Origin of the sequence: Achromobacter sp. (genome assembly GCF_032113835.1) — a bacterium.
Lineage (GTDB): Bacteria > Pseudomonadota > Gammaproteobacteria > Burkholderiales > Burkholderiaceae_B > Achromobacter.
The window spans coordinates 38,052-57,170 of record NZ_DAMCTG010000016.1 but is presented as its reverse complement, the minus strand read 5'-3'; the positions used below and the strand labels follow the sequence as shown (position 1 = coordinate 57,170).

Annotated in this window: 21 protein-coding genes, 1 pseudogene and 1 riboswitch; of the genes and pseudogenes, 9 read left to right on the top strand and 13 right to left on the bottom strand. The window is 67.0% G+C overall.

Annotation, left to right across the window (positions count from 1 at the left end; translation table 11 throughout):
• Positions 1-31: 31 nt before the first annotated feature.
• Positions 32-967 carry an alpha/beta hydrolase gene (locus RT697_RS08895; RefSeq protein WP_313698221.1) on the bottom strand — a complete coding sequence of 312 codons (936 nt, stop codon included), beginning with the start codon at positions 965-967 and terminating at the stop codon, positions 32-34.
• A gap of 44 nt (positions 968-1,011) precedes the next feature.
• On the opposite strand from RT697_RS08895, the gene RT697_RS08890 reads away from it, so the two are divergent.
• The gene (locus RT697_RS08890) at positions 1,012-1,551 is read left to right on the top strand and encodes a hypothetical protein (protein ID WP_191579239.1); all 540 of its coding nucleotides are present in this window, start codon (positions 1,012-1,014) and stop codon (positions 1,549-1,551) included.
• On the opposite strand, the gene RT697_RS08885 is transcribed toward RT697_RS08890, so the two are convergent.
• Positions 1,541-1,804 carry a helix-turn-helix domain-containing protein gene (locus RT697_RS08885; RefSeq protein ID WP_409517416.1) on the bottom strand — a complete coding sequence of 88 codons (264 nt, stop codon included), beginning with the start codon at positions 1,802-1,804 and terminating at the stop codon, positions 1,541-1,543. The genes RT697_RS08890 and RT697_RS08885 overlap by 11 nt on opposite strands.
• Before the next feature lie 135 nt (positions 1,805-1,939).
• On the opposite strand from RT697_RS08885, the gene RT697_RS08880 reads away from it, so the two are divergent.
• Complete coding sequence (locus RT697_RS08880; RefSeq protein ID WP_313698218.1) at positions 1,940-2,836, top strand: AEC family transporter; 897 nt, start codon at positions 1,940-1,942, stop codon at positions 2,834-2,836.
• A 96-nt stretch (positions 2,837-2,932) separates the two neighbouring features.
• Here the strand turns inward: RT697_RS08880 and RT697_RS08875 are convergent, their stop codons facing one another.
• The 5 genes from RT697_RS08875 to RT697_RS08855 all read right to left on the bottom strand — a co-directional run bounded on the left by RT697_RS08875 (position 2,933) and on the right by RT697_RS08855 (position 7,606).
• The gene (locus RT697_RS08875) at positions 2,933-3,940 is read right to left on the bottom strand and encodes an Ldh family oxidoreductase (protein WP_313698216.1); all 1,008 of its coding nucleotides are present in this window, start codon (positions 3,938-3,940) and stop codon (positions 2,933-2,935) included.
• Positions 3,941-3,974: 34 nt separating this feature from the next.
• Positions 3,975-4,910 carry a hydroxyacid dehydrogenase gene (locus RT697_RS08870; RefSeq protein WP_313698214.1) on the bottom strand — a complete coding sequence of 312 codons (936 nt, stop codon included), beginning with the start codon at positions 4,908-4,910 and terminating at the stop codon, positions 3,975-3,977.
• A 37-nt stretch (positions 4,911-4,947) separates the two neighbouring features.
• Positions 4,948-5,961 carry a tripartite tricarboxylate transporter substrate binding protein gene (locus tag RT697_RS08865; RefSeq protein WP_313698212.1) on the bottom strand — a complete coding sequence of 338 codons (1,014 nt, stop codon included), beginning with the start codon at positions 5,959-5,961 and terminating at the stop codon, positions 4,948-4,950.
• A gap of 159 nt (positions 5,962-6,120) precedes the next feature.
• On the bottom strand, positions 6,121-7,296 hold the full coding sequence (locus tag RT697_RS08860; protein WP_175125143.1) for a UxaA family hydrolase: 1,176 nt from the start codon (positions 7,294-7,296) through the stop codon (positions 6,121-6,123).
• Between the two features lie 28 nt (positions 7,297-7,324).
• Positions 7,325-7,606 carry a UxaA family hydrolase gene (locus RT697_RS08855; protein ID WP_056327564.1) on the bottom strand — a complete coding sequence of 94 codons (282 nt, stop codon included), beginning with the start codon at positions 7,604-7,606 and terminating at the stop codon, positions 7,325-7,327.
• A 182-nt stretch (positions 7,607-7,788) separates the two neighbouring features.
• Between RT697_RS08855 and RT697_RS08850 the strand changes: the two genes are divergently transcribed.
• The 4 genes from RT697_RS08850 to RT697_RS08835 all read left to right on the top strand — a co-directional run bounded on the left by RT697_RS08850 (position 7,789) and on the right by RT697_RS08835 (position 11,879).
• Positions 7,789-8,544 (top strand): GntR family transcriptional regulator, encoded by a 756-nt coding sequence (locus RT697_RS08850; RefSeq protein WP_313698210.1) that lies wholly within the window; start codon positions 7,789-7,791, stop codon positions 8,542-8,544.
• Positions 8,545-8,570: 26 nt separating this feature from the next.
• Positions 8,571-8,652, top strand: a riboswitch (SAM riboswitch).
• On the top strand, positions 8,642-9,901 hold the full coding sequence (locus RT697_RS08845; protein ID WP_313698208.1) for a homoserine O-acetyltransferase: 1,260 nt from the start codon (positions 8,642-8,644) through the stop codon (positions 9,899-9,901). (Overlaps the previous riboswitch by 11 nt.)
• Positions 9,898-10,512 (top strand): methionine biosynthesis protein MetW, encoded by a 615-nt coding sequence (metW, locus tag RT697_RS08840; RefSeq protein ID WP_313698206.1) that lies wholly within the window; start codon positions 9,898-9,900, stop codon positions 10,510-10,512. The genes RT697_RS08845 and metW overlap by 4 nt, the downstream gene beginning before the upstream one ends.
• Positions 10,513-10,625: 113 nt before the next feature.
• Entirely contained in the window at positions 10,626-11,879 is a 1,254-nt protein-coding gene (locus RT697_RS08835) for a muropeptide transporter (RefSeq protein ID WP_409517415.1), read from the top strand.
• 147 nt (positions 11,880-12,026) lie between these two features.
• Here the strand turns inward: RT697_RS08835 and RT697_RS08830 are convergent, their stop codons facing one another.
• Complete coding sequence (locus tag RT697_RS08830; protein ID WP_313698204.1) at positions 12,027-12,890, bottom strand: universal stress protein; 864 nt, start codon at positions 12,888-12,890, stop codon at positions 12,027-12,029.
• A 223-nt stretch (positions 12,891-13,113) separates the two neighbouring features.
• Here RT697_RS08830 and RT697_RS08825 point away from each other — a divergent pair, with 223 nt between their 5' ends.
• Positions 13,114-13,752: a trimeric intracellular cation channel family protein gene (locus RT697_RS08825; protein ID WP_056564767.1), complete on the top strand. Its 639-nt coding sequence runs from the start codon at positions 13,114-13,116 to the stop codon at positions 13,750-13,752.
• Between the two features lie 159 nt (positions 13,753-13,911).
• Positions 13,912-14,583 (top strand): GntR family transcriptional regulator, encoded by a 672-nt coding sequence (locus tag RT697_RS08820; RefSeq protein WP_313698202.1) that lies wholly within the window; start codon positions 13,912-13,914, stop codon positions 14,581-14,583.
• Positions 14,584-14,640: 57 nt separating this feature from the next.
• On the opposite strand, the gene RT697_RS08815 is transcribed toward RT697_RS08820, so the two are convergent.
• From RT697_RS08815 to RT697_RS08800, 4 genes are read right to left on the bottom strand one after another with little or no spacing between them, the layout of a single operon-like run.
• Entirely contained in the window at positions 14,641-15,408 is a 768-nt protein-coding gene (locus RT697_RS08815; RefSeq protein ID WP_313698201.1) for a 5-oxoprolinase subunit PxpA, read from the bottom strand.
• A 13-nt stretch (positions 15,409-15,421) separates the two neighbouring features.
• A complete protein-coding gene (locus RT697_RS08810; protein WP_313698200.1) occupies positions 15,422-16,414 on the bottom strand; it encodes a biotin-dependent carboxyltransferase family protein in 993 nt (330 codons plus the stop codon).
• Complete coding sequence (gene pxpB, locus RT697_RS08805) at positions 16,411-17,151, bottom strand: 5-oxoprolinase subunit PxpB (protein ID WP_313698198.1); 741 nt, start codon at positions 17,149-17,151, stop codon at positions 16,411-16,413. Before pxpB ends, RT697_RS08810 begins: the two co-directional genes overlap by 4 nt.
• Positions 17,152-17,169: 18 nt before the next feature.
• Positions 17,170-17,601: a VOC family protein gene (locus tag RT697_RS08800; protein WP_313698196.1), complete on the bottom strand. Its 432-nt coding sequence runs from the start codon at positions 17,599-17,601 to the stop codon at positions 17,170-17,172.
• 148 nt (positions 17,602-17,749) lie between these two features.
• Between RT697_RS08800 and RT697_RS08795 the strand changes: the two genes are divergently transcribed.
• Positions 17,750-18,625, top strand: a complete 876-nt coding sequence (locus RT697_RS08795) for a LysR family transcriptional regulator (RefSeq protein WP_313698248.1) — start codon at positions 17,750-17,752, stop codon at positions 18,623-18,625.
• 364 nt (positions 18,626-18,989) lie between these two features.
• Here the strand turns inward: RT697_RS08795 and RT697_RS08790 are convergent.
• Positions 18,990-19,119 (bottom strand): annotated as a pseudogene (locus tag RT697_RS08790) (phosphoglycerate dehydrogenase); the annotation flags it as partial.

Below are 19,119 nucleotides of genomic sequence, written 5' to 3'. Positions count from 1 at the left end.
GATTGTTCTCGTTGGGGGCTGTCGCCGGATTTTACGGGGTGCTGGCCTCCTGTGCTGAGGGAACCAGTACTGGGGACAGGGACAATGCCTGGGCGGTGCGCGCCAGCCATTCGTCCAGGTCAGCATAGACGGGGTCGGCAATGGGGGCGGTTTCGTTGAAGATCTCGTGCCAGGCAGTGTCGTACCAGCGCAGCGTGAGCAATTCAGCGGGCGCCCGCTGGGCGAACTGACGGCTGCCTTCGGCCGCCACGATGGAGTCGTCGCCGGCCACCATCAGCAGGGTGCGGCAGGGCAGCAGGCTGGCTTCGCGCAGCGCCTGCTGCCCGGCTTCGTCGACAAAGCGCGCCAGCCGGCCGGTCATGCGGCGCCGCACCAGGGGATCGGCGCGGTAGGCCTTCACGACGGCCCGGTCGTGGGAAATGCGGGCGGGCGCCAGGCCGTGCGGGACGCGAAGGTCGGGGGCATGCAGGGACATCCACGCGAGGGTGCGGCGCACCCAGTGCGGGACGTTGACGGCAAAGGGCGGGGAGCTGAGCACCAGCCCGTCCAGGTCGGCCAGCCGGCGCTGGGCGATGCGCACGGCGACCAGGGCGCCCAGGCTGTGGCCCAGCAGAATGGGCGGGCGGGCGCAGGCCTGTGTCCATTCCTGCAGCCGGTCCACGGCATCGGTGACCAGGTCTTCCTGGTCGCGCAGGGTGGCGGGGTGTCCGCCGGAGCGGCCGTGACCGCGGTGATCGTGCGCGCCCACCGTCCAGCCCCGGGCGGTCAGCCAGCGCGCCAGCCGGTCGTAGCGTCCGGCGTGTTCGCTCAGGCCGTGCAGCAGGTAGATGCTGGGGCGGCCACCGGAGTGCCGGCCACCGGACACCCCATCGCCCGCAATCGGAAGCGGCACGTTTGGCGCGGCGGGCCAGCAATATTTGGCGAGCAACGTGCCGTCGGGCGCGGGCGCCATGGAAATCGGCGACAATTTCTGGATTCCTCGAAATGACGGGACCCTGGAGTCCTCGGGTAATGACGATTTCATCGCTGTTTCGTTTCATGTTCAAGAAAGCGGGCGTTTTTTTGGCGCTGACGCTGGCGTTGGCGGCTTGCTCGCCGAGTTACAACTGGCGCGAGATGGATGTGGCGGATGGTCACGTCCGCGCCGCGTTCCCCGCCCGGGTCTCGACGGAAACCCGCGATCTGAAGCTGGACACGCACGCGTTGAAGTTCACGATGGCCAGCGCGACGGTCGGCGAAGCGGTGTTTGCCGTGGGATCGGCTCCCCTGCCGCCGGAGATCGCGGCCAGCCCCGCTGCCCGGCAGGCGCTGGGGGTGGCGCTGATGCGATCGCTCTACACCAACATGCAGGCGCCGCCGCCCAACGAATGGCCGCCTTATGGCCAGGAAATCGAGGTGCGCGGCAAGGCGGTGGGCAAGCCCGGATGGCTGCAGGCCAAGGTGTGGGTGACGGACACGATGCTGATCGAGGCAGTGGCCGCCGGCACCGAGGAAAGCCTGCCCGCCGAGCGCGCGCGCGAATTCCTGCGGTCCGTCGTCATCAAGCCTTGAACTCGAGCAGGCCCAGTCGCAGCGCCGTCACCACGGCTGCGCGCCGGCCCCGCACGCCGAGCCGGGTGCAGGCGTTGCGCAGGTGGAAATTAACGGTGCTTTCGCTGACGCCCAATATGCGGGCGGTTTCCCAACTGGTCTTGCCCGCGGCGGACCACCGCAGGCATGCGGCCTGCCTGTCGGATAGCTGCCGGCCATCGGGCGGAATGGCGCTGCGGACGGCGCAACGCGATGAGTGGGCAAGAACGCGCATCGGTGTGGCAGACATGGCGGCGAGGGCGGGATGGCCCTTTTGTGAACAATGCGTCCATGCTGCGGCGACCGCCCCGGCCGGGGCAAGCAATGATGCCGCGAGGCATCAATCTTTTTATCTCTGACGGAATAGTCCATGTTGGCCATCGCGCAGTTCTACTTGTCAGCCATCGTGCTGATGCTGCCCCTGCTTTTCTGTGTAGGAATCGGGCTTTATTGGGGCAAGCGCGATCTTCCCTTCGGCGGCAACTTCATCACCACGCTGGTCACCTCCGTCACCACGCCCGCGCTGGTGTTCCATACCTTTGTCACCACCCACCTGGACAACCGCGCGCTGGCCGACGTGGCTGCGGCAACCCTGATCGCCCTGCTGCTGTGCGCGCTGATCTGCGCGGCGCTGCTCAAGGCCTGGAAGCTGCCCGTGCGGAGCCTTCTACCCACGGCGTTCCAGCCCAATGCCGGCAACCTGGGCCTGCCGATTTCGCAACTGGCGTTCGGCGACGCGGGCCTGTCGGTGGCGGTGGCTTTTTTTGCGGTGAGTTCCTTCGTGATGCACACCATCGCGGTGCGCTTGCTGCCCGGCGTGAACACCAAGGGAAGCTGGAAGAGCCCGATCCTGCTGGCGTCAGTGGTGGCGGTGGCGCTGCGTCTGCTGGACGTGCCGGTTCCGGCGTGGATCATCGAGACGGCGCGCATGCTGGGCGCCGTGACGGTGCCGCTGATGCTGCTGAGCCTGGGCCATGCGCTGGCGCTGATTCCGTCCAACGGCGTGCGCGATGGGGCCAAGGTTGGCGCGATCCGCCTGGTGGTGGGCCTGTTGACCGGGCTGGCCGTGGTGTGGGCGATGGACCTGGAGCCGGTGCTGGCCGGCGCGCTGACGCTGCAGATGGCCATGCCGTGCGCCGTGGTCAGCTATATGTACGCGCGGCGCTACACGCCACTGGGCGACACCGCGGCGGGCGCCGTGCTGGTGTCCACCGTGGCGTTTTTGCTGCTGGCGCCGCTGATGCTGTGGTTCTCCCACGGGCAGTAGGGCGCCAGGCGGCGGGGTCAAGTCTCGCAGTCAAGCCCCGCAGTCAAGCCCCGCAGTCAAGCCCGGCAGTCAAGTCGCACTGTCAGCCCGCGCGGTTCACCCCGCACCCGCCAACGCGCGCAGCTGCGTCATCAACGCATCGGGCAGATCCAGGCCGTGCTTGACGGCCTCGTCGCGCAGCTTGCGGCGGCGGTCGCCCGGCAGGCGCACGCCCTCGTCTTCGAGCATGGCGTCGACCAGCGTTTCCACGCGTTCCAGGTAGACGTCGTTGCCCGCCAGCGCGTTGGGATCGATGGCCATGAAGGCCTGCCCCAGCCGCGCCGGGCCGCCTTCATCCACAAAGAATGACTCGTTCTCGTAGCCGAAGCGCGCGCCGGTCAGCGCGCAGGCCATGAGTTCGACGATGAGCGCCAGCATGGCGCCCTTGACGCCGCCCGCGGGCAGCATGCTGCCGGCCAGTCCCGCCTTGGGATCGGTGGTGGGCTGGCCCTCCGCGTCCAGCGCCCAGCCCAGCGGAATGGGCTGGTTGTCGCGCGCGGCGATCATGAGTTTGCCGCGCGCCACTTGCGACAGCGACAGGTCGATGACCAGGCGTGCGCCGCCGCGTCGCGGGAAGATCGCCGCGACGGGGTTGGTGCCGAACAGCGGCCGCTTGCCGCCCCAGGCGGGCATGGCGGCGGGCGAATTGCTCAGCGCCAGCCCCACCATGCCGGCGTCGGCGAGGGCTTCCAGGTGATAGGCCGCTTCGCCGAAGTGATGGCTGTTGGCCACGCCGACGAACGCAACGCCATGCTCGCGGGCGCGGGCCGTCGCTTGTTCGACCGCCATCGCGCAGGCGGGAAACGCCAGGCCCGAACCCGCGTCGATCAGCGCCGCACCGCCACGCTCGTTCACGAGGCGCGGCACGGCCGAGCCGATGGCGCGGCCGGTGCGCAGATGGCCGGCGTAGAACGGCACGCGCGACAGGCCGTGGGAGCTGAGTCCCTGGCTTTCCGCGAAGACCAGCGCGCGGGCGGTGCTGTCGGCCATGACCGGGTTGGCGCCGGCGGCGGCAAGACCGGCCGCGGCCAGGTGTTGAAGTTCGTCCAGATAGATGTGAGCCATATCCTTCCTGTCGTGTGAGGCGCGCCGCGCCTCGTCAGCGTGCGCGGGCGTCAAGCGCCATTGTCACACCGGCGGCCACCATGTCGGAAACGCGCGTGTTGGCCTCCTGCGTGAGCCCCGCGATGTGCGGTGTCAGGATCAGGTTCGGCGCGTCGGCCAGCGCACTGCCTGCGGGCAGCGGCTCCTGCTCGAAGACGTCCAACGCCGCGCCGCGCAGGCGTCCGGCCCGCAACGCCGCCGCCAGCGCGGATTCGTCCACGATGCCGCCGCGGGATGTGTTGATGAGGATGGCGCCGGCGCGCATGCGTTCGATGCGCGCGGCGTCCAGCAGATGGCGGGTCTGAGGCGTGAGCGGCAGGTGCAGCGTCACGACGTCCGCCCGGGCAAGCAGGTCGTCCAGCGACAGCGGCTCGGCGCCCGCTTCCTGCCACGCGGGATGGTCAGGCGGCAGGGCGGCGTCGCTACCCACGATGCGCATGCCCAGCCCGCGCGCAAGCTGGGCGGCCATGCGGCCGATGCCCCCGAACCCCACCACGCCCAGCGTGCGGCCATGCGCTTCCAGCCCCTGCGACAGCGCATTGCGCGGCCACACGCCGGCGGCCACGTCCGCGGTCGATCGATAGGCGCCCCGCAACAGCGACAGCATCGTGCCGATGACGTACTCGGCCACGGCGCGGGCATTGGCGCCTGTAGCGGGGATGACCTTGATGCCGCGCGTTTCGCATCCCGCCAGGTCGATGTTGTCCAGCCCGACGCCCAGCCGGCCCACCGCAACCAGGCGCGGCGCCGCGGCCAGCAGCTCTGCGTTCACCTGGGTGCGATTGCGCACGATGAGGGCGTCGGCCTGCGCAACGGCCGCGAGCAGCGCGCCGCGCTGCTCGACCAGTTCGGGCGCGTACTGCACGTCGAACCGCTGCTGCAGGGCCTGGACGGCAGGCGCGTCCATGAACTCCGATATCAAAACTCGCATCTGCCGGACTCCTCTTCGTGGTGGCAGGTTGGCCGCGTCAGGCGACCTGGATGTTGGCGTCGCGGATGATCTTGGCCCAGCGGTCGACCTCGGACTTCAGGTACGCACCGAACTCCTTCGGGCCGCGCGGCTGGGGCACGAAGCCCAATTGCAGCAATGACTGCTGCATGGCGGGCTGCGAGACCTGTTTGACGATGGCGTCGCCGATGCGCTGGACCAGTTCGGGCGGGGTGCCGGCAGGCGCGAGCACGCCGGTGAAGTTCTCGACGATCAGGTCCGGCAGGCCGGCTTCGGCCGTGGTGGGCAGGTCGGGCAGGTCCTTGCTGCGCTCGCGCGTGGTGATCGCCAAAGCGCGCAGCGATCCGTTCTTCACGTGTGCCAGTGATTCGGGGTAGTTGGAAAACACCACGTCCAGATGTCCGCCGATCAGGTCCGTGAGCGACGGCGCGCCGCCCTTGTACGGCACGTGCATCAGCGGCACGCCTGTCAGCTTCTGATACAGCGCCAGCGTCAGGTGCGGCGGCGTGCCGTTGCCGCTGGAGCCGGCCGACAGCGGCTTGGCCTTGGCCGCGCGCGCCAGGTCGTCCATGGTCTTGATATTGCTCTTGGCGTTGACGACCACCATGATTGGCGACGACGCCAGCCCGGCGAGCGGGGTCAGGTCGCGGGTCAGGTCATACCCGGCCTTGCCCGCGAACAGCGTGGCATTGGCCGCGTGCGACAGCGTGATGGCCAGCCAGGTGTAGCCGTCGGGCGCGGCGTTCGACACATGCGCCGCGCCGATGTTGGCGCTGCCCCCGGGTTTGTTTTCGACCACCACGTTCCAGCGTTCGGCGTCCGCCAGCGCCTTGCCCACCTGGCGCGCGGCCACGTCGGTCAGTCCGCCCGGCGGAAACGGCACCACGTAGTTGATGGGACGCTCGGGCCATGCGCCTTTCTGCGCCAGCGCCCGTTCCCACGGGGCCAGCGCACAGACGCCGGCGGCGCCCAGGGCGCCCAGCAGGCGACGGCGCTGCGCATCTTGCAAGGGGTAATGCGGTTCGCTACTCATCTGTCTTCCTCCTTGGGGATTAACGCCCGGGTAGGAATGCGTACGCCTATGCTGCCGCGGACTGCGCCCGGGTCTGCAGGTTCTTGTCGTTGATGCTGCGATGATGCCGCGAGGGCGGCCGGCGCGTTCTCCAGTACGCGCCGGCGCCGGAAAGGCCTGTCAGGCGCTTTCGAAGATCCGCGTGAGGACGAACTCGCGGTGGCCCAGGGCCTCGGCCGCGGTCCACCGGCCGTTGGCGGTGGCCAGCATGCATTCCAGCAGCTTGTCGCCGGCCTGATTCAGGTCGATCTCGCGCTGCAGGAGGGCGCTGGTGTCCACGTCGATGTGTTCGGACATCGTTCGTACGGTGCGCGGATTGGCGCAGATCTTGATGACTGGCAGGATCGGGTTGCCGATGACGTTGCCCTGGCCGGTGGGAAAGAAGTGCACGGCGTAGCCGGAGGCGGCGCATAGCGTGACCATTTCCGCCGCGGCCGAGGACGAGTCCATGAACCACAGTCCGGGGCCGTCGGGGATTTCGGCCTTGTCGATGACGCCATCCACCCGGCATTGCTTGCCGATCTTCTGGATGTTGCCCATCGCCTTTTCCTCGATGGTGGTCAGGCCGCCGGCGATGTTGCCCTTGGTGGGCTGGGATTCGGACAGGTCGCTGGTCTTCCAGCGGTCGATCATGGCCTGGTAGCGGTCGAACATGAACATGAAGCGCTCGCGCACGGCGTCGTTGGCGCAGCGTTCGGCGACGATGTGTTCGCCGCCGGTCAGCTCCGACGTTTCCCCGAACACCAGGGTCGATCCCAGCGCATAGAGCTTGTCGAAGGCGTTGCCCACCGTGGGATTGGCGCCGCAGCCCGACGTGGTGTCGGATTCGCCACACTTGGTGGAGACCCACAGGTCGGCGATGGGGCATTCACTGCGCGTGAGCGCGGTGGCGTAATGCACGTATTCCTTGGCGCAGCGCGACGCGCGCATGATCGTGTCGTGGTCGCCGTGCAGTTCGATGGAAAAGCCCATGACGGGCTTGCCGGTGGCGGCAATGCCGTCGACGACGCGCTTGGTCCAGCCTTCCTCGATGCCGATGACGACCACGGCGGCGACGTTGGGGTTACAGCCGGTGCCGATCAGCGTGCGAAAGTGCAGTTCCAGGTCCTCGCCGAACTGCAGGCGGCCATAAGGATGAGGCAGGGCCAGGGTGCCCTTGATATTGTTGGCGACGGCCTCGGCCGCGGCGTTGGAGATGTCGTCCACGGGCAGGACGATGACGTGGTTGCGCACGCCGACGCGGCCATTGTCGCGGCGATAGCCTTGGAAGGTGGTCTGGGCAGTGATGATGGACATGGTGGGTTCCTGTGCGATGGACGGGCGCTTACCAGCGCTTGGTCTTGATGTTGTGCACGTGGGCGTGCTGGCCGGCCTTGATGGGCGCCACCACGCGGCCGATGTCGACGCCGTACTTGAAGACGGTGTCGCCCACGGCCATGTCCTTCATCGCCACCTTGTGGCCGATGGGAATGTCCTGCGACGCGCGCACATGGATGATCTTGTCTTCATCCATGATCCAGGCGTTCAGCTCCGTTCCGGCGGTCAGGCCCTCCACCACGGCGACCGCCACCGTGTCCTTCGCATCGTGCAATACGGCGTGAATCATTGTCTTCCTCTCTGAGTCAGGGGCGCCGCCCGGGTGCTGCACGCGGCGCGGATCACAACGGCCAGGAAATCTTAGGCCCGGCTTTTTTCAAAGTCAACTAAATCATATAGATGACTTACATGACTTGAGCGAATGACGGACGCGCCGCTACACTGGAGGTCCACGATTTTTGCGATGCACCCATGAACACCAGCCTGTCACCGACTGTGCCCCTGGGCAGTCCCTTGTACGAACAGGTCAAGCAGGCCGTGCTTGCCGCGCTGGCGCAAGGCGAGTGGAAGCAGGGCGAGGCAATCCCCCCGGAAAAGCATCTGGCCGAACGCTTCGGCGTGTCGATCGGCACCTTGCGCAAGGCCATCGACGAACTGGCCGCCGAAAATATCCTGGTGCGTCATCAGGGCCGCGGGACCTATGTGGCGGTGCACACGCGCAACCATCACTTCTTCAAGTTCTTCCGCATCGTCGGGCAGGACGGCAGCAAGTCCTATCCGACCACCGAGCTGCTGCGCTTCCGGCGGGTGAAGGCCTCAGCAGTCGCGCGCGAAAAGCTGGAACTGCCCGCCGGCGCCCACGTGTTCGAGTTCCTGAACGTGCTGTCGCTCAACGGCGACGTGGTCATGGCCGACGACGTTTGCCTGCCCGAATCGCGCTTTCCGGGGCTGCTTGAGACGCACCTGCGCGAGCGCTCCAGCACGCTGTACGCGCTGTACCAGGACCTGTTCGGCGTCAACGTCATTGCGACGGACGAGCGCTTGCGGACCTGCCTGGCCGAACGCACGCAGGCGCGTTGCCTGGGCGTGGCCGAGGGCAGCCCGCTGCTGGAGATCCGGCGCATTGCGTTTTCCTACAACCGCCAGCCGGTGGAGTGGCGCGTGTCGCGCGTGAACACCGAGCGCTACGAGTATCTGGGACAGGAGCCCTGGGAAGCCGGCGCTTAGCAGTGCTAGAATTCCTGCCGCACTACCCAATTTTCGGCGCCGATTTGCCTGATCCGCTTGCGGGCGCCTTCCAATAAATCCAGCTAAAGAGGTCCGTATGACCACTCCTGCCCAACATTTGGCCGGTGATTCGGCCAGCGGGTTCGTCCCCGCAACTGTCACGACTTCCGATACCGTTGATCCCGGTTCGGTCGGCCTCGTCTCTCCCACGTTCATTCGTTTCGACGAACCGCTGCCCCTGCTTAGCGGCCAATCGCTTGCGTCTTACGAACTGGCTGTCGAAACCTACGGCACGCTCAATGCGCAGCGCACGAATGCCGTGCTGATCTGCCACGCGCTCAATGCCTCGCACCACGTGGCGGGCCAAGCCGCGGACAACCCCACCGACCTGGGCTGGTGGGACAACATGGTGGGCCCCGGCAAGCCGGTGGACACCAATCTCTTCTTCGTGATCGGCGTGAACAACCTGGGTTCGTGCTTCGGCTCGACCGGGCCGGCCAGCCTCAATCCCGAGACCGGCAAGCCCTGGGGCGCCGCGTTCCCAGTGCTGACCGTGGAAGACTGGGTGCGGGCGCAGGCGCGGGTGGCGGACCACTTCGGCATCGAGCGCTTCGCGGCCGTGATGGGCGGATCGCTGGGCGGCATGCAGGCGCTCAGCTGGTCCATCACCTTGCCCGAGCGCGTGGCCAACTGCATCGTCATCGCCAGCACGCCGCGCCTGTCGGCACAGAACATCGGCTTTAACGAAGTGGCCCGCCGCGCCATCATCACCGACCCGGATTTCCACGGCGGCGACTACTACGCGCAGGACACCGTGCCGCGCCGCGGCCTGTCGGTCGCGCGCATGATCGGCCACATCACGTACCTGTCCGATGACGACATGGCCGAAAAATTCGGTCGCGCCCAGCGCGCACCGGCCGAGAACGGCGCGTACCGCTACGGCTTCGACGTCGAGTTCGAGGTCGAGTCGTACCTGCGCTATCAGGGCGAGAAGTTCACCCGGTATTTCGACGCCAACACCTATCTGCTGATCACGCGTGCGCTGGACTATTTTGATCCGGCGCGCACCACGGGCGGCGACCTGGCCCGCGCGCTGGCGCCCGCCAAGTCCAACTTCCTGCTGGTGTCGTTTTCGACCGACTGGCGCTTTCCGCCGGAGCGATCGCGCGAGATCGTGCGGGCGCTGCTGAAAAACGGCAGTCCCGTCACGTACGCCGAGATCGACGCGCCGCACGGCCACGACGCCTTCCTGCTGGAAGACGCGCGCTACCACGCGGTGGTCCGCGGCTACTACGAACGCATCGCGCGCGAGCTGGGCCTGCAAGCCGCCGCCCCGATTGAAGGATGCTCCGAATGACTTCCGTGACTCCCCGCTATGCCCACAGTGCGCTGCGGCCCGACCTGGCGCGCATCGCCGGCTGGATCGAACCGGGCAGCCGCGTCCTGGACCTGGGTTGCGGCGACGGCGCGCTGCTGGCGCACCTGCGCGACCATCGGCAGGTCAAGGGAGCCGGCGTCGAGCTCGACGACACCTGCGTGATCGCCTGCGTGCGCCGCGGCGTCGAGGTCATCCAGCAGAACCTGGAAGACGGCCTGGCGCTCTTTGACGACAAGCAGTTCGACACCGTCGTGCTGTCGCAGACGCTGCAATCCATGCACCGCACCGAACACATCCTGCGCGAAATGGCCCGCGTGGCGCGCTACGGCGTGGTGTCGTTTCCCAACTTCGGCTACTGGCCGCATGGTTGGGCCATCCTGCGCGGCCGCATGCCCGTGACCGGACAGATGCCGTACCAGTGGTACAACACGCCCAACATCCACCTGTGCACGCTGCGCGACTTCGAGCAGCTCGCCGGGGAAGTGGGCCTGCGCATCCTGGAGCGCGCCACCTTCAACGAAGGCAAGGAAGTGCAAATGTTCCCAAGCTGGCGCAGCACGCTGGCGGTGTATCGCTTTGCTTCGCCCTGACATTCATCGCCCTGACATTCCGACACGCATCCTCCTGACGGCGCGGGGCAACAGGCCCTAAAATGCCGCAAGCCCGCGGCCAGCGCCTTTGACGCCGCCGGCCAATTCAGGAGATCGTCATCACCGCTGTATCCAACGTCTACACCAGCCCGCGCGTTGCCCCTCTGCTGGTGCTGGGCTTTGCCAGCGGCCTGCCGTTGGCCCTGACCAGCGGCACCTTGCAGGCCTGGGCCACCGTCGAAGGCGTTCCGCTGCAGGAAATCGGTTTCCTCACCCTGGTAGGCACGGCCTACACCCTCAAATTTCTCTGGGCGCCGCTGGTCGATCGTTTCGTGCCGCCCTTGCTGGGCCGGCGCCGCGGCTGGATGCTCGTGACGCAGTTGCTGCTGGCGGTGGTGATCATGGCGATGGGCGCGATGTCGCCGTCATCCGCGCTGATGCCGCTGGCGCTGCTGGCCGTGCTGGTCGCCTTTCTGTCGGCGACGCAGGACATCGCCTTCGATGCCTATTGCACCGACGTGCTGCGCAAGGACGAGCGCGGGGCGGGCGCGGCCATCAAGGTCATGGGCTACCGGCTGGCCATGATCGTGTCGGGCGGCCTGGCGCTCATCATGGCGGACCAGTGGATAGGGTGGGGCAACACATACGTCCTGATGGGCGGGCTGATGCTGCTGTGCGCGGTGGCCACCCTGTTGGCGCCCGAACCTGAACACGTCGCGCGCGCCCCGCGCACCCTGCGCGAGGCCGTGGCCGAGCCGCTGCATGAATTCTTCACCCGCCGCGGCGCGATGGCGGTGCTGCTGCTGATCGTGCTGTACAAGCTGGGCGATGCATTTGCCGGCGCCTTGTCCACCACGTTTCTCATCCGCGGCGCGGGATTCACGCCGACAGAAGTCGGCACCGTGAACAAGGTGCTGGGTCTGGCGGCCACCATCTTCGGCGCGTTGGCGGGCGGGGCGCTGATGTCGCGCTGGGGGCTGTACCGGTCGCTGATGGCCTTCGGTCTTTTGCAAGCGGTGTCGAACCTGGCTTACTGGCTGATCGCGGTCAGCCCGAAGAACCTGTGGTTGATGGCAACCGGCGTGGGGATCGAAAACCTGTGCGGCGGCCTGGGCACGGCGTCGTTCGTGGGCCTGTTGATGGCGCTCTGCCGCCAACGGTTCTCGGCCACGCAATTTGCGCTGCTGTCGGCGCTGTCGGCTGTGGGCCGCACCTATCTGGCCGGCCCGCTGACGCCGCCGCTGGTCGAGCATCTGGGATGGCCGGGATTCTTCCTGGTGACGGTGGTCATCGCCGTACCCGGACTGGTGCTGCTGAAGATCCTGCGCGGCACGATCGACACCATGGAAAAGCAGGGCGACGCGTAACCCACGCCCTCAAGGTGTCTGACACCCGTACGAATAGGCCCCCAAGTTGCCAGGACGCCGCATGGGTGTCAGACACCTTGCGAACCGAAGACAGGCCAATCAAAAAAAAGGCGGCGCACAAGCGCCGCCTTTTTGCTGGCAAAAAATCTACTCTTCCCCGCTCAGCCGGACGATCAGCACGTCGCTGGGCAAGGATTCCAGCAGCCGCTCGGCCACGCTGCCGATGGCGGTGCGCAGGATGCCTGTGCGGCCGTGGGTGCCGGTGACGACCAGGTCGGAGCGATGGTTGAACGAGTAATCGGACAGCACGGTTTCGGGCTGGCCGGCTTCGAGCACCACCTTGGTCGGACGGCCCTTGGGCAGTTCGGGCGTTTCGGCGATGAAGCGCTCGGCGCATTGTTCGGCGGTTCGGTAGAGATTGTCGACGACACCGTCGTCCGGCTTGGTGACGCTCTGGAACGGCACTTCATACGCGTTGAACAAGGTGATGTCCGCATTGGGCACCAGTTGCAGCGCGGCGCGCAGCGCCTGACGCGAACCATCCGAGAAGTCGGTGGCGACCAGCACGTCGCGATAGGGCCGGCGAGGACGGTTCTTGACGACCAGCACGGGCTGGCGCGCCTGGCGAGCCAGTTTTTCGACCGTGGTGCCGAGCAGCAGGCGGCCCAACGTTTCCTGGCGGGCGATGCCGGCCACGATCAGCGAGCAGCCATACGCGTCGGCAGTTTCCATGATGCTGGCGACGGGGTCGCCCTTGGTGACCACGACTTCGGCCGGCACGTTGGCGGCGGCGACGTCTTCGGCGAGTTCGCGTTCGACGAGGGCCTTGTGATCCGGCGACAGGCGGCGCCAGACGGGGGTGGTGAGCGGCGTGGCATGGGACTCCATGACATGCAGCATGATCAGCTTGGTGTTCAGTTCCTTGGTCAACTGCAGGGCGCGGTCGAGGGCTCTGTCGCCGCGCGCGCTCAGGTCGGTGGCCAGAAGGATGGGGCCAATTTGCTGGGTCATACCTAATCTCCCGGTTACGGCCAGAGGGGCGGCTCCCGCGTCCGCGCTGCCTGGCCCAATAGCGCCCGGTCGGGCACGTCTCCATTGTCTCGCCGCGAAACGAGACTGGAGTTGATCGTTGTCAACGCAGGTTTGAGGGTACGGGATGATGCGCGCGCAGGCAATGGCGCGTCCGCGGGCAAGGCTCAATACAATGGCACCTGCCCAAGCTACCGCCCCACCTATGTTTACCGATCTGTCGCCTGCCCTGCTGCACACGCTGTACCTGGTCGCCATCGTCGCCGAAGCCATGACGGCGGCATTGTCGGCGGGGCGGCGCGACATGGACTGGATGGGCGTCTGCATCATCGCGTGCGTGACGGCGCTGGGCGGCGGGTCGCTGCGCGACGTGCTGCTGGGGCACTATCCGCTCACGTGGGTCGTCCACCCCGAATACCTGTGGATGACGGGCGGCGCGGCCATCCTGACCGCGCTGATCGCCCCGGTCATGCGCCGGCTGCGCAGCGTGTTCCTGCTGGCGGACGCGCTGGGGCTGGTCGCATTCACGGTCATCGGCTGCCAGGTGGCGCAGATGATGCAACTGCCGATCACCGTGGTGCTGATCAGCGGCATGATCACCGGGTGCGCCGGCGGGGTGCTGCGCGACGTGCTCTGCAACGAAGTGCCACTGCTGTTCCGCAAGGAACTCTACGCCAGCGTGTCCCTGGTGACCGGCGCGCTGTATCTGGGATCGATGTCGCTCGGGCTGTCGGCCAACGCCTCGGTGCCCATCGCGTTGGCCGCAGGACTGACCATGCGCCTCATGGCCCTGCGCTTCAACTGGCAGATGCCCAAGTTCGTCTACCGCGACGACTGGGACTGAGCGCGCAACGCGGGCAAATTTGTCCTTCCGACACTGCCCAGAGCGTGCAGGGCGTCGCGTTTCGCGCCGTCTGAAACTTTATTTCTATTTCTGTTTCAAGAGATTTCTAGTATCTTGTCACGGTCTCATAGCATGCGTACGCAGTAGAAGGGGAGCCGATTGGACGTCAAAGCGCCCGCCACGATTCCGTATTTCCTACAGGAACAGATTCGTGAGTTGATAGTGAACGGCACTATCCGGCCCGGGCAGCCGTTACGGGAACAGGAACTGGAACAGCGTTTCGGCACCAGCCGCAGCCCCATCCGGGAAGCGATGCGTCTGCTGGAGCTGAGCGGGCTGGTGACGCACATCCAGCGCAAGGGCTTCCGGGTCACCCTCTACACCGAAACCCAGATCCGCCATCTGTACATGCTGCGCGCGGAGCTGGAAGCGTATTGCATCCGGCAGGTCGCCGAAATGCCCGACGTCGGGCCGCTGGTGGACGAGCTGGCCACGCTGCACGAGGCCATCGTCGCGGCTATGGACCGGCTGGACGCGCGCGGTTTCATCGCGGCGTCGCGCGACTTCTATCTGGCGGCCGCGCGCTACACGGGCAACGCGCCGCTGACCAGCATGCTCAGCAAGCTGTACGAACAGATCGAACCGCTGGGCTACATGCTGGCCCGGCAGTCGCTCGAGGCCAACAATATTCCGGCCTACACGGACGGCATCATCCAGGCGCTCGGCAGCCGCGATTTCGACCGCGCGGCGGAACTGACCCGCCGGTATGTGGTGGAAGTGCTGCCGGAGATCCTGCGCGCCTACCGCGAGGCGTCGCTGGATTCGGTCTAGGGTTTCATCTGGCCGGATAACGCCGCGAATCTGCCCCGAGCCCCGCGACCGCAGCCTTCAGCCGCGAGGCGGCGTGCGCACCTCGATGCCGGCCTGCTGCAGCGCCCGCCGGATGCCATCGGCAAATACCAGCGCATTGGGCTGGTCGCCATGGATGCAAAGCGTGTCAGCCTGCACCGGCACGTCCTTGCCGTCCACCGACCGCACCAGGCCTTCACGCACCATGCGCACGACCTGTGCCACCGCAATCTCCACGTCTTCGATCATGGCGCCCGCGCGCGTGCGCGGCGTCAGCGAGCCGTCGTCCTGATACGAGCGGTCCGCGAAGACTTCGTTGGCGCAGGCCAGACCGATGGCGCGCGCCGCGTCGATCAGCTTGCTGCCCGCCAGTCCGTACAGGATCAGCGAGGCGTCCACGTCCTTGACCGCCTGGCAGATGGCCTTTGCCAGCGGCTCGTCCTTGGCCGCCATGTTGTACAGCGCACCGTGCGCCTTCACGTGATGCAGCCGCGCGCCTTGCGAGGCGGCCACGCCCGCCAGCGCGCCGATCTGGTACACGACGATGTCATAGGCCTCGTCCGGGCTGATCTGGATGACGCGGCGGCCAAACCCGGCCAGGTCCTGCAGGCTGGGGTGAGCGCCCAGCGCAACGCCCTGCGCCAATGCCGCTGCCACGGTCTTGCGCATGGTGGCGGGATCGCCGCCGTGAAAGCCACAGGCAATGTTGGCGGAGCTGACGAATTGCAGCACCGCCGCGTCGTTGCCCATGGTCCATGCGCCATAGCTTTCGCCCATGTCGCAATTCAGGTCGATGCGGGTGGTCATAACGGATTCCTTTCTAGGCCAGCAGCGCGCGCAGCGGTTCAAGCGCGGCGTGCAGTTGGGCAAATGCGCGCTCGCGTTCGCCGTCCAGGCGCTGCGCTTCTTCCAGCTCGATCCGCTGGAAACGCAGCGTCTGGCCGGGCGCGGATTGCGCCAGGGCGGGCAGATCCACGGTGGCGATCTGCGCGATCTTGGGATAGCCGCCGGTGGTCTGCCGGTCGGCCATGAGGATGATGGCCTCGCCGCCCGAAGGCACCTGCACGGTGCCGAAACAGGCCGCTTCCGACAGCATCTGCCGCGGCTGGTTCATGGCGAGCGGCCGGCCGAGCAGGCGGTAGCCCATGCGGTCCGACTGCGGACTGATGCGGAAGTCCGACTCCGAAAACGCGCGGCGGCTGCTTTGCGAGAATTCCGGCCAGTGCACGCCGGGCAGGAAGCGGATGAATTCGCGCTGCTTGTTGCCCAGCGAAGCAGGTAGATAGACGCGCACGTTCCACAGCGCCTTCTGCACGTCGGCGGCATCGCGGTCCGGCGCCAGCGGACGGCGCAGGGGGACGACGTCGCCCTTGGCCAGCGCGCGTCCTTCAAAGCCGCCGAAGCCGCTGCGCAGGTACGTGGTTTCGCTGCCCATGACGGGCGGCAGCGCAAAACCGCCATGTACGGCGAGGTAGGCGCGCACGCCGGCGGCGGGCCGCGCGCCGAAGGCCAGCACGTCGCCCGCCCGCGCGATGAGCGGACGCAGCAGGGGAATGTCCTGGCCGTTCAGCGTGGCGCCCAGGTCGGCGCCGGCCAGCGCAAAACAGGCCGGCACGTCAAAGCGCAGCGTCGGGCCGGTCAGGGTGATTTCCAGCGTGGCCGGGTCGCCCTCATTGCCCGCCAGGGCGTTGGCGAGCCGGTGGGCGCGCTCGTCCATGGCGCCCGCGGCGGGAATGCCCTGATGCTGGTAGCCCTCGCGCCCGCGGTCCTGAAAGCTGGACAGCATGCCCGGCTTGATCACCGTCACGCTCATGGCCGGCTCCCCCGGATGCGGTCGAATTCTTCGGGCGCGATCGGCACGAAGCGCACGGTGTCGCCCGGTTGCAGCAGGGCGGCGGGTTCCCGCGTGGGGTCGAACATGACGAGCGGCGTCGCCCCGATGATGTTCCAGCCGCCCGGCAGCCGGTTCGGGTAGATGACGGTCTGGCGGTTGGCGATGGCCACCGCGCCCGGCGGCACGGCGGTGCGGGGCGAGGGTCGGCGGGGAATGTTCAGTTTTTCGTCGTGCACGCCCAGATAGGCATGCCCGGGGGCGAATCCCAGCATGAACACCATGCTGCGCGGTTCGCTGTGCAACTGGACGACGGCGTCGGGCGAGATGCGCGCCGCGCGGGCGACCTCGGCCAGGTCGGGACCGTGTTCGCCGCCATAGCAGACGGGAATGTCGACCTCGCGTCCGCCCGCATCGCCGGTGGGTATGCCGCCGGCGAGCAAGGCCTGGATGTGTTCGGATAGCGAGGCGTAGGTGGGGCCTTCGCCCTGGCCGCCAGGCCGGTAATGCACGGCCACGGCGACGAAGGAGGGCACCACATCGGTGACGCCCGGCAGCCGCGCGTCGCGCAGCATGCGGGCCACCGCCAGGCACGTGCGGCCGATGGCGGCGTCGATGTTTTCGCCGAAGGAAATGATCAGGCAGCGGTCACCCTGGGGCAGGATGCGCCAGCGGGTTTCGGCCGGAGAAAGCGGGTCTGAATTTACGTTCAACGGCACGAAACCTGTAGTGACGGGTTACTTGGCGAACAACGAATCCATGTTCTTGAACGCCTTGAATTCCAATGCGTTGCCCGACGGATCCAGGAAGAACATGGTGGCCTGTTCGCCCACCTCGCCCTTGAAGCGGATGTAGGGTTCGATGACGAACTCGGTCTTGGCGTCGGTCAGGCGCTTGGCCATGGCTTCCCATTGTTCCATGGAAAGCACGGCGCCGAAATGGCGCACGGGCACATTGTGCGAATCGACCGCGCTGGTGGCTTTGTGGCCACACTCGCTTGGCGCCAGGTGAGCCACGATCTGGTGGCCGTAGAAATTGAAGTCGATCCATTCGGGGGAGCTGCGCCCCTCCGGACAGCCCAGCTTTTCGCCGTAGAAGGCGCGGGCTTCGGCCAGATCCCGCACGGGGAAGGCCAGGTGGAACGGCGGCAGGTTGGTTTGAGCGGACATGCAAGGCTCCGGGTCAGGCAAAGGAAAGATGATCGTTCGGGGTGGGCGACCGCAATTGCGTCGGCATTAGCACCAGGACGTAGTTTAGGTATTGTTTTTTTTATAGCAAAACGATATTTTTCGAGGCTTAGCATCGAAAAAATTGATTGTGCTCAAGGAATTCAAGACCTTCATTGCCGTGGCGCGGGACGGCACCTTTACCGGGGCGGGGGCGCAGTTGGGGCTCACGCAGTCCGCGGTCAGCGCCCAGATCCGGCGCCTGGAGGAATATCTGGGCGTCGCGCTCTTTGACCGCGGTCCGCGTGCGGCCCTGCTGAACGCACAGGGCCGCGAGATGCTGCTCCAGGCCGAAGAGCTGGTCGCCATGGCCGAGCGCATGGCGGCGTCGGCCGGCGCCGCCCATGTCAGCGGGCTGCTGCGCATCGGGGCGATCGCCTCGGTGCAGCAGGATCTGCTGGTCCACGCCGTGGGCGAGTTCCGCGCGGTGTATCCCGACGTGCGTGTGCGGATCGTGCCCGGCGTGTCGCTGTCGCTGCTGGGTCAGGTGGACGCCGGCGAAGTCGACCTGGCAGTGCTGATCCGCCCGCCCTTCGCCCTGCCGCCGGAGCTGGGCTGGCAGCCGCTGATGAGCGAGCCGGTGATGCTGGCCATGCCGGAATCCATGCCGGTCGCTCCGTGGCGGGAGTTGCTGGCGACCCAGCCATTCATCCGCTACGACCGCGCATCGTTTGGCGGGCGGGTGGTGGATGTATTTCTGAAGAAGCACCGGATCACCGTGCATGAAGCCGTGGAGCTGGACGAGATCGAGGCCATCGCGGGGATGGTCCGGCACGGGCTGGGCGTGGCGCTGCTGCCCCGGCTGCGGCGTTTGGATATGACCGGGCTGCGGCTGCTGCCGCTGGACGAACACGCGTTTCACCGGGAGATCGGCATCATCGGCCGGCTGCCGTTTGACCCCGGCAGCGTCCGCGAGAAGATCGCGCAATGCCTGCACCGGGCGGCGGGTGATTCGGGAGTGGGCTGACGGCTTTGGATTGGGCCCTTGTGCGACGGCATCTGGATTGGGCCCTTGTGCGACGGCGTCTGGATTGGGTCGGTGTCAGACACCCCGGGGAGCGCATGGTTGGATTGACGGGCGTCTCGTAGGGGGGGCAGACACCTGCTCTGGCACACGCTCCGGCGCAGGTGTCTGACACCCGTTGAGACGCCGCGACGAGCCCGCGACCGTGACCGCCGGGTGTCTGACACCGTTCCAAGCCATCTCGACGCAGGTGTCTGACACCCATTGAGACGCCGCGACGAACCCGCGACAGTGAGCGCAGGGTGTCTGACACCGTCCCAAGCAAGCTGGTTGGCCAACAAAAAAGCCCCCGAAGGGGCTTTTGTCTTTACAGCCGGTCGCAGCGGACCGTGATCGGGTGATCGCGCAGGGCGGTCATGACGATGTCGTCCACCTGGCCCTCCACGTCGGTGATCACGTAGCCGATCTGGCCGCGTGTCTGCAGGGTCTGGCTGACG

What these genes read in the sequence shown, in the direction of transcription:
- RT697_RS08890 (WP_191579239.1), top strand. Translation starts at nt 1,012, where the DNA reads ATGACGATTTCATCGCTGTTTCGTTTCATGTTCAAGAAAGCGGGCGTT.
- RT697_RS08885 (WP_409517416.1), bottom strand. Translation starts at nt 1,804, where the DNA reads ATGCGCGTTCTTGCCCACTCATCGCGTTGCGCCGTCCGCAGCGCCATT.
- RT697_RS08880 (WP_313698218.1), top strand. Translation starts at nt 1,940, where the DNA reads ATGTTGGCCATCGCGCAGTTCTACTTGTCAGCCATCGTGCTGATGCTG.
- RT697_RS08875 (WP_313698216.1), bottom strand. Translation starts at nt 3,940, where the DNA reads ATGGCTCACATCTATCTGGACGAACTTCAACACCTGGCCGCGGCCGGT.
- RT697_RS08870 (WP_313698214.1), bottom strand. Translation starts at nt 4,910, where the DNA reads ATGCGAGTTTTGATATCGGAGTTCATGGACGCGCCTGCCGTCCAGGCC.
- RT697_RS08865 (WP_313698212.1), bottom strand. Translation starts at nt 5,961, where the DNA reads ATGAGTAGCGAACCGCATTACCCCTTGCAAGATGCGCAGCGCCGTCGC.
- RT697_RS08860 (WP_175125143.1), bottom strand. Translation starts at nt 7,296, where the DNA reads ATGTCCATCATCACTGCCCAGACCACCTTCCAAGGCTATCGCCGCGAC.
- RT697_RS08855 (WP_056327564.1), bottom strand. Translation starts at nt 7,606, where the DNA reads ATGATTCACGCCGTATTGCACGATGCGAAGGACACGGTGGCGGTCGCC.
- RT697_RS08850 (WP_313698210.1), top strand. Translation starts at nt 7,789, where the DNA reads ATGAACACCAGCCTGTCACCGACTGTGCCCCTGGGCAGTCCCTTGTAC.
- RT697_RS08845 (WP_313698208.1), top strand. Translation starts at nt 8,642, where the DNA reads ATGACCACTCCTGCCCAACATTTGGCCGGTGATTCGGCCAGCGGGTTC.
- metW (WP_313698206.1), top strand. Translation starts at nt 9,898, where the DNA reads ATGACTTCCGTGACTCCCCGCTATGCCCACAGTGCGCTGCGGCCCGAC.
- RT697_RS08830 (WP_313698204.1), bottom strand. Translation starts at nt 12,890, where the DNA reads ATGACCCAGCAAATTGGCCCCATCCTTCTGGCCACCGACCTGAGCGCG.
- RT697_RS08825 (WP_056564767.1), top strand. Translation starts at nt 13,114, where the DNA reads ATGTTTACCGATCTGTCGCCTGCCCTGCTGCACACGCTGTACCTGGTC.
- RT697_RS08815 (WP_313698201.1), bottom strand. Translation starts at nt 15,408, where the DNA reads ATGACCACCCGCATCGACCTGAATTGCGACATGGGCGAAAGCTATGGC.
- RT697_RS08810 (WP_313698200.1), bottom strand. Translation starts at nt 16,414, where the DNA reads ATGAGCGTGACGGTGATCAAGCCGGGCATGCTGTCCAGCTTTCAGGAC.
- RT697_RS08800 (WP_313698196.1), bottom strand. Translation starts at nt 17,601, where the DNA reads ATGTCCGCTCAAACCAACCTGCCGCCGTTCCACCTGGCCTTCCCCGTG.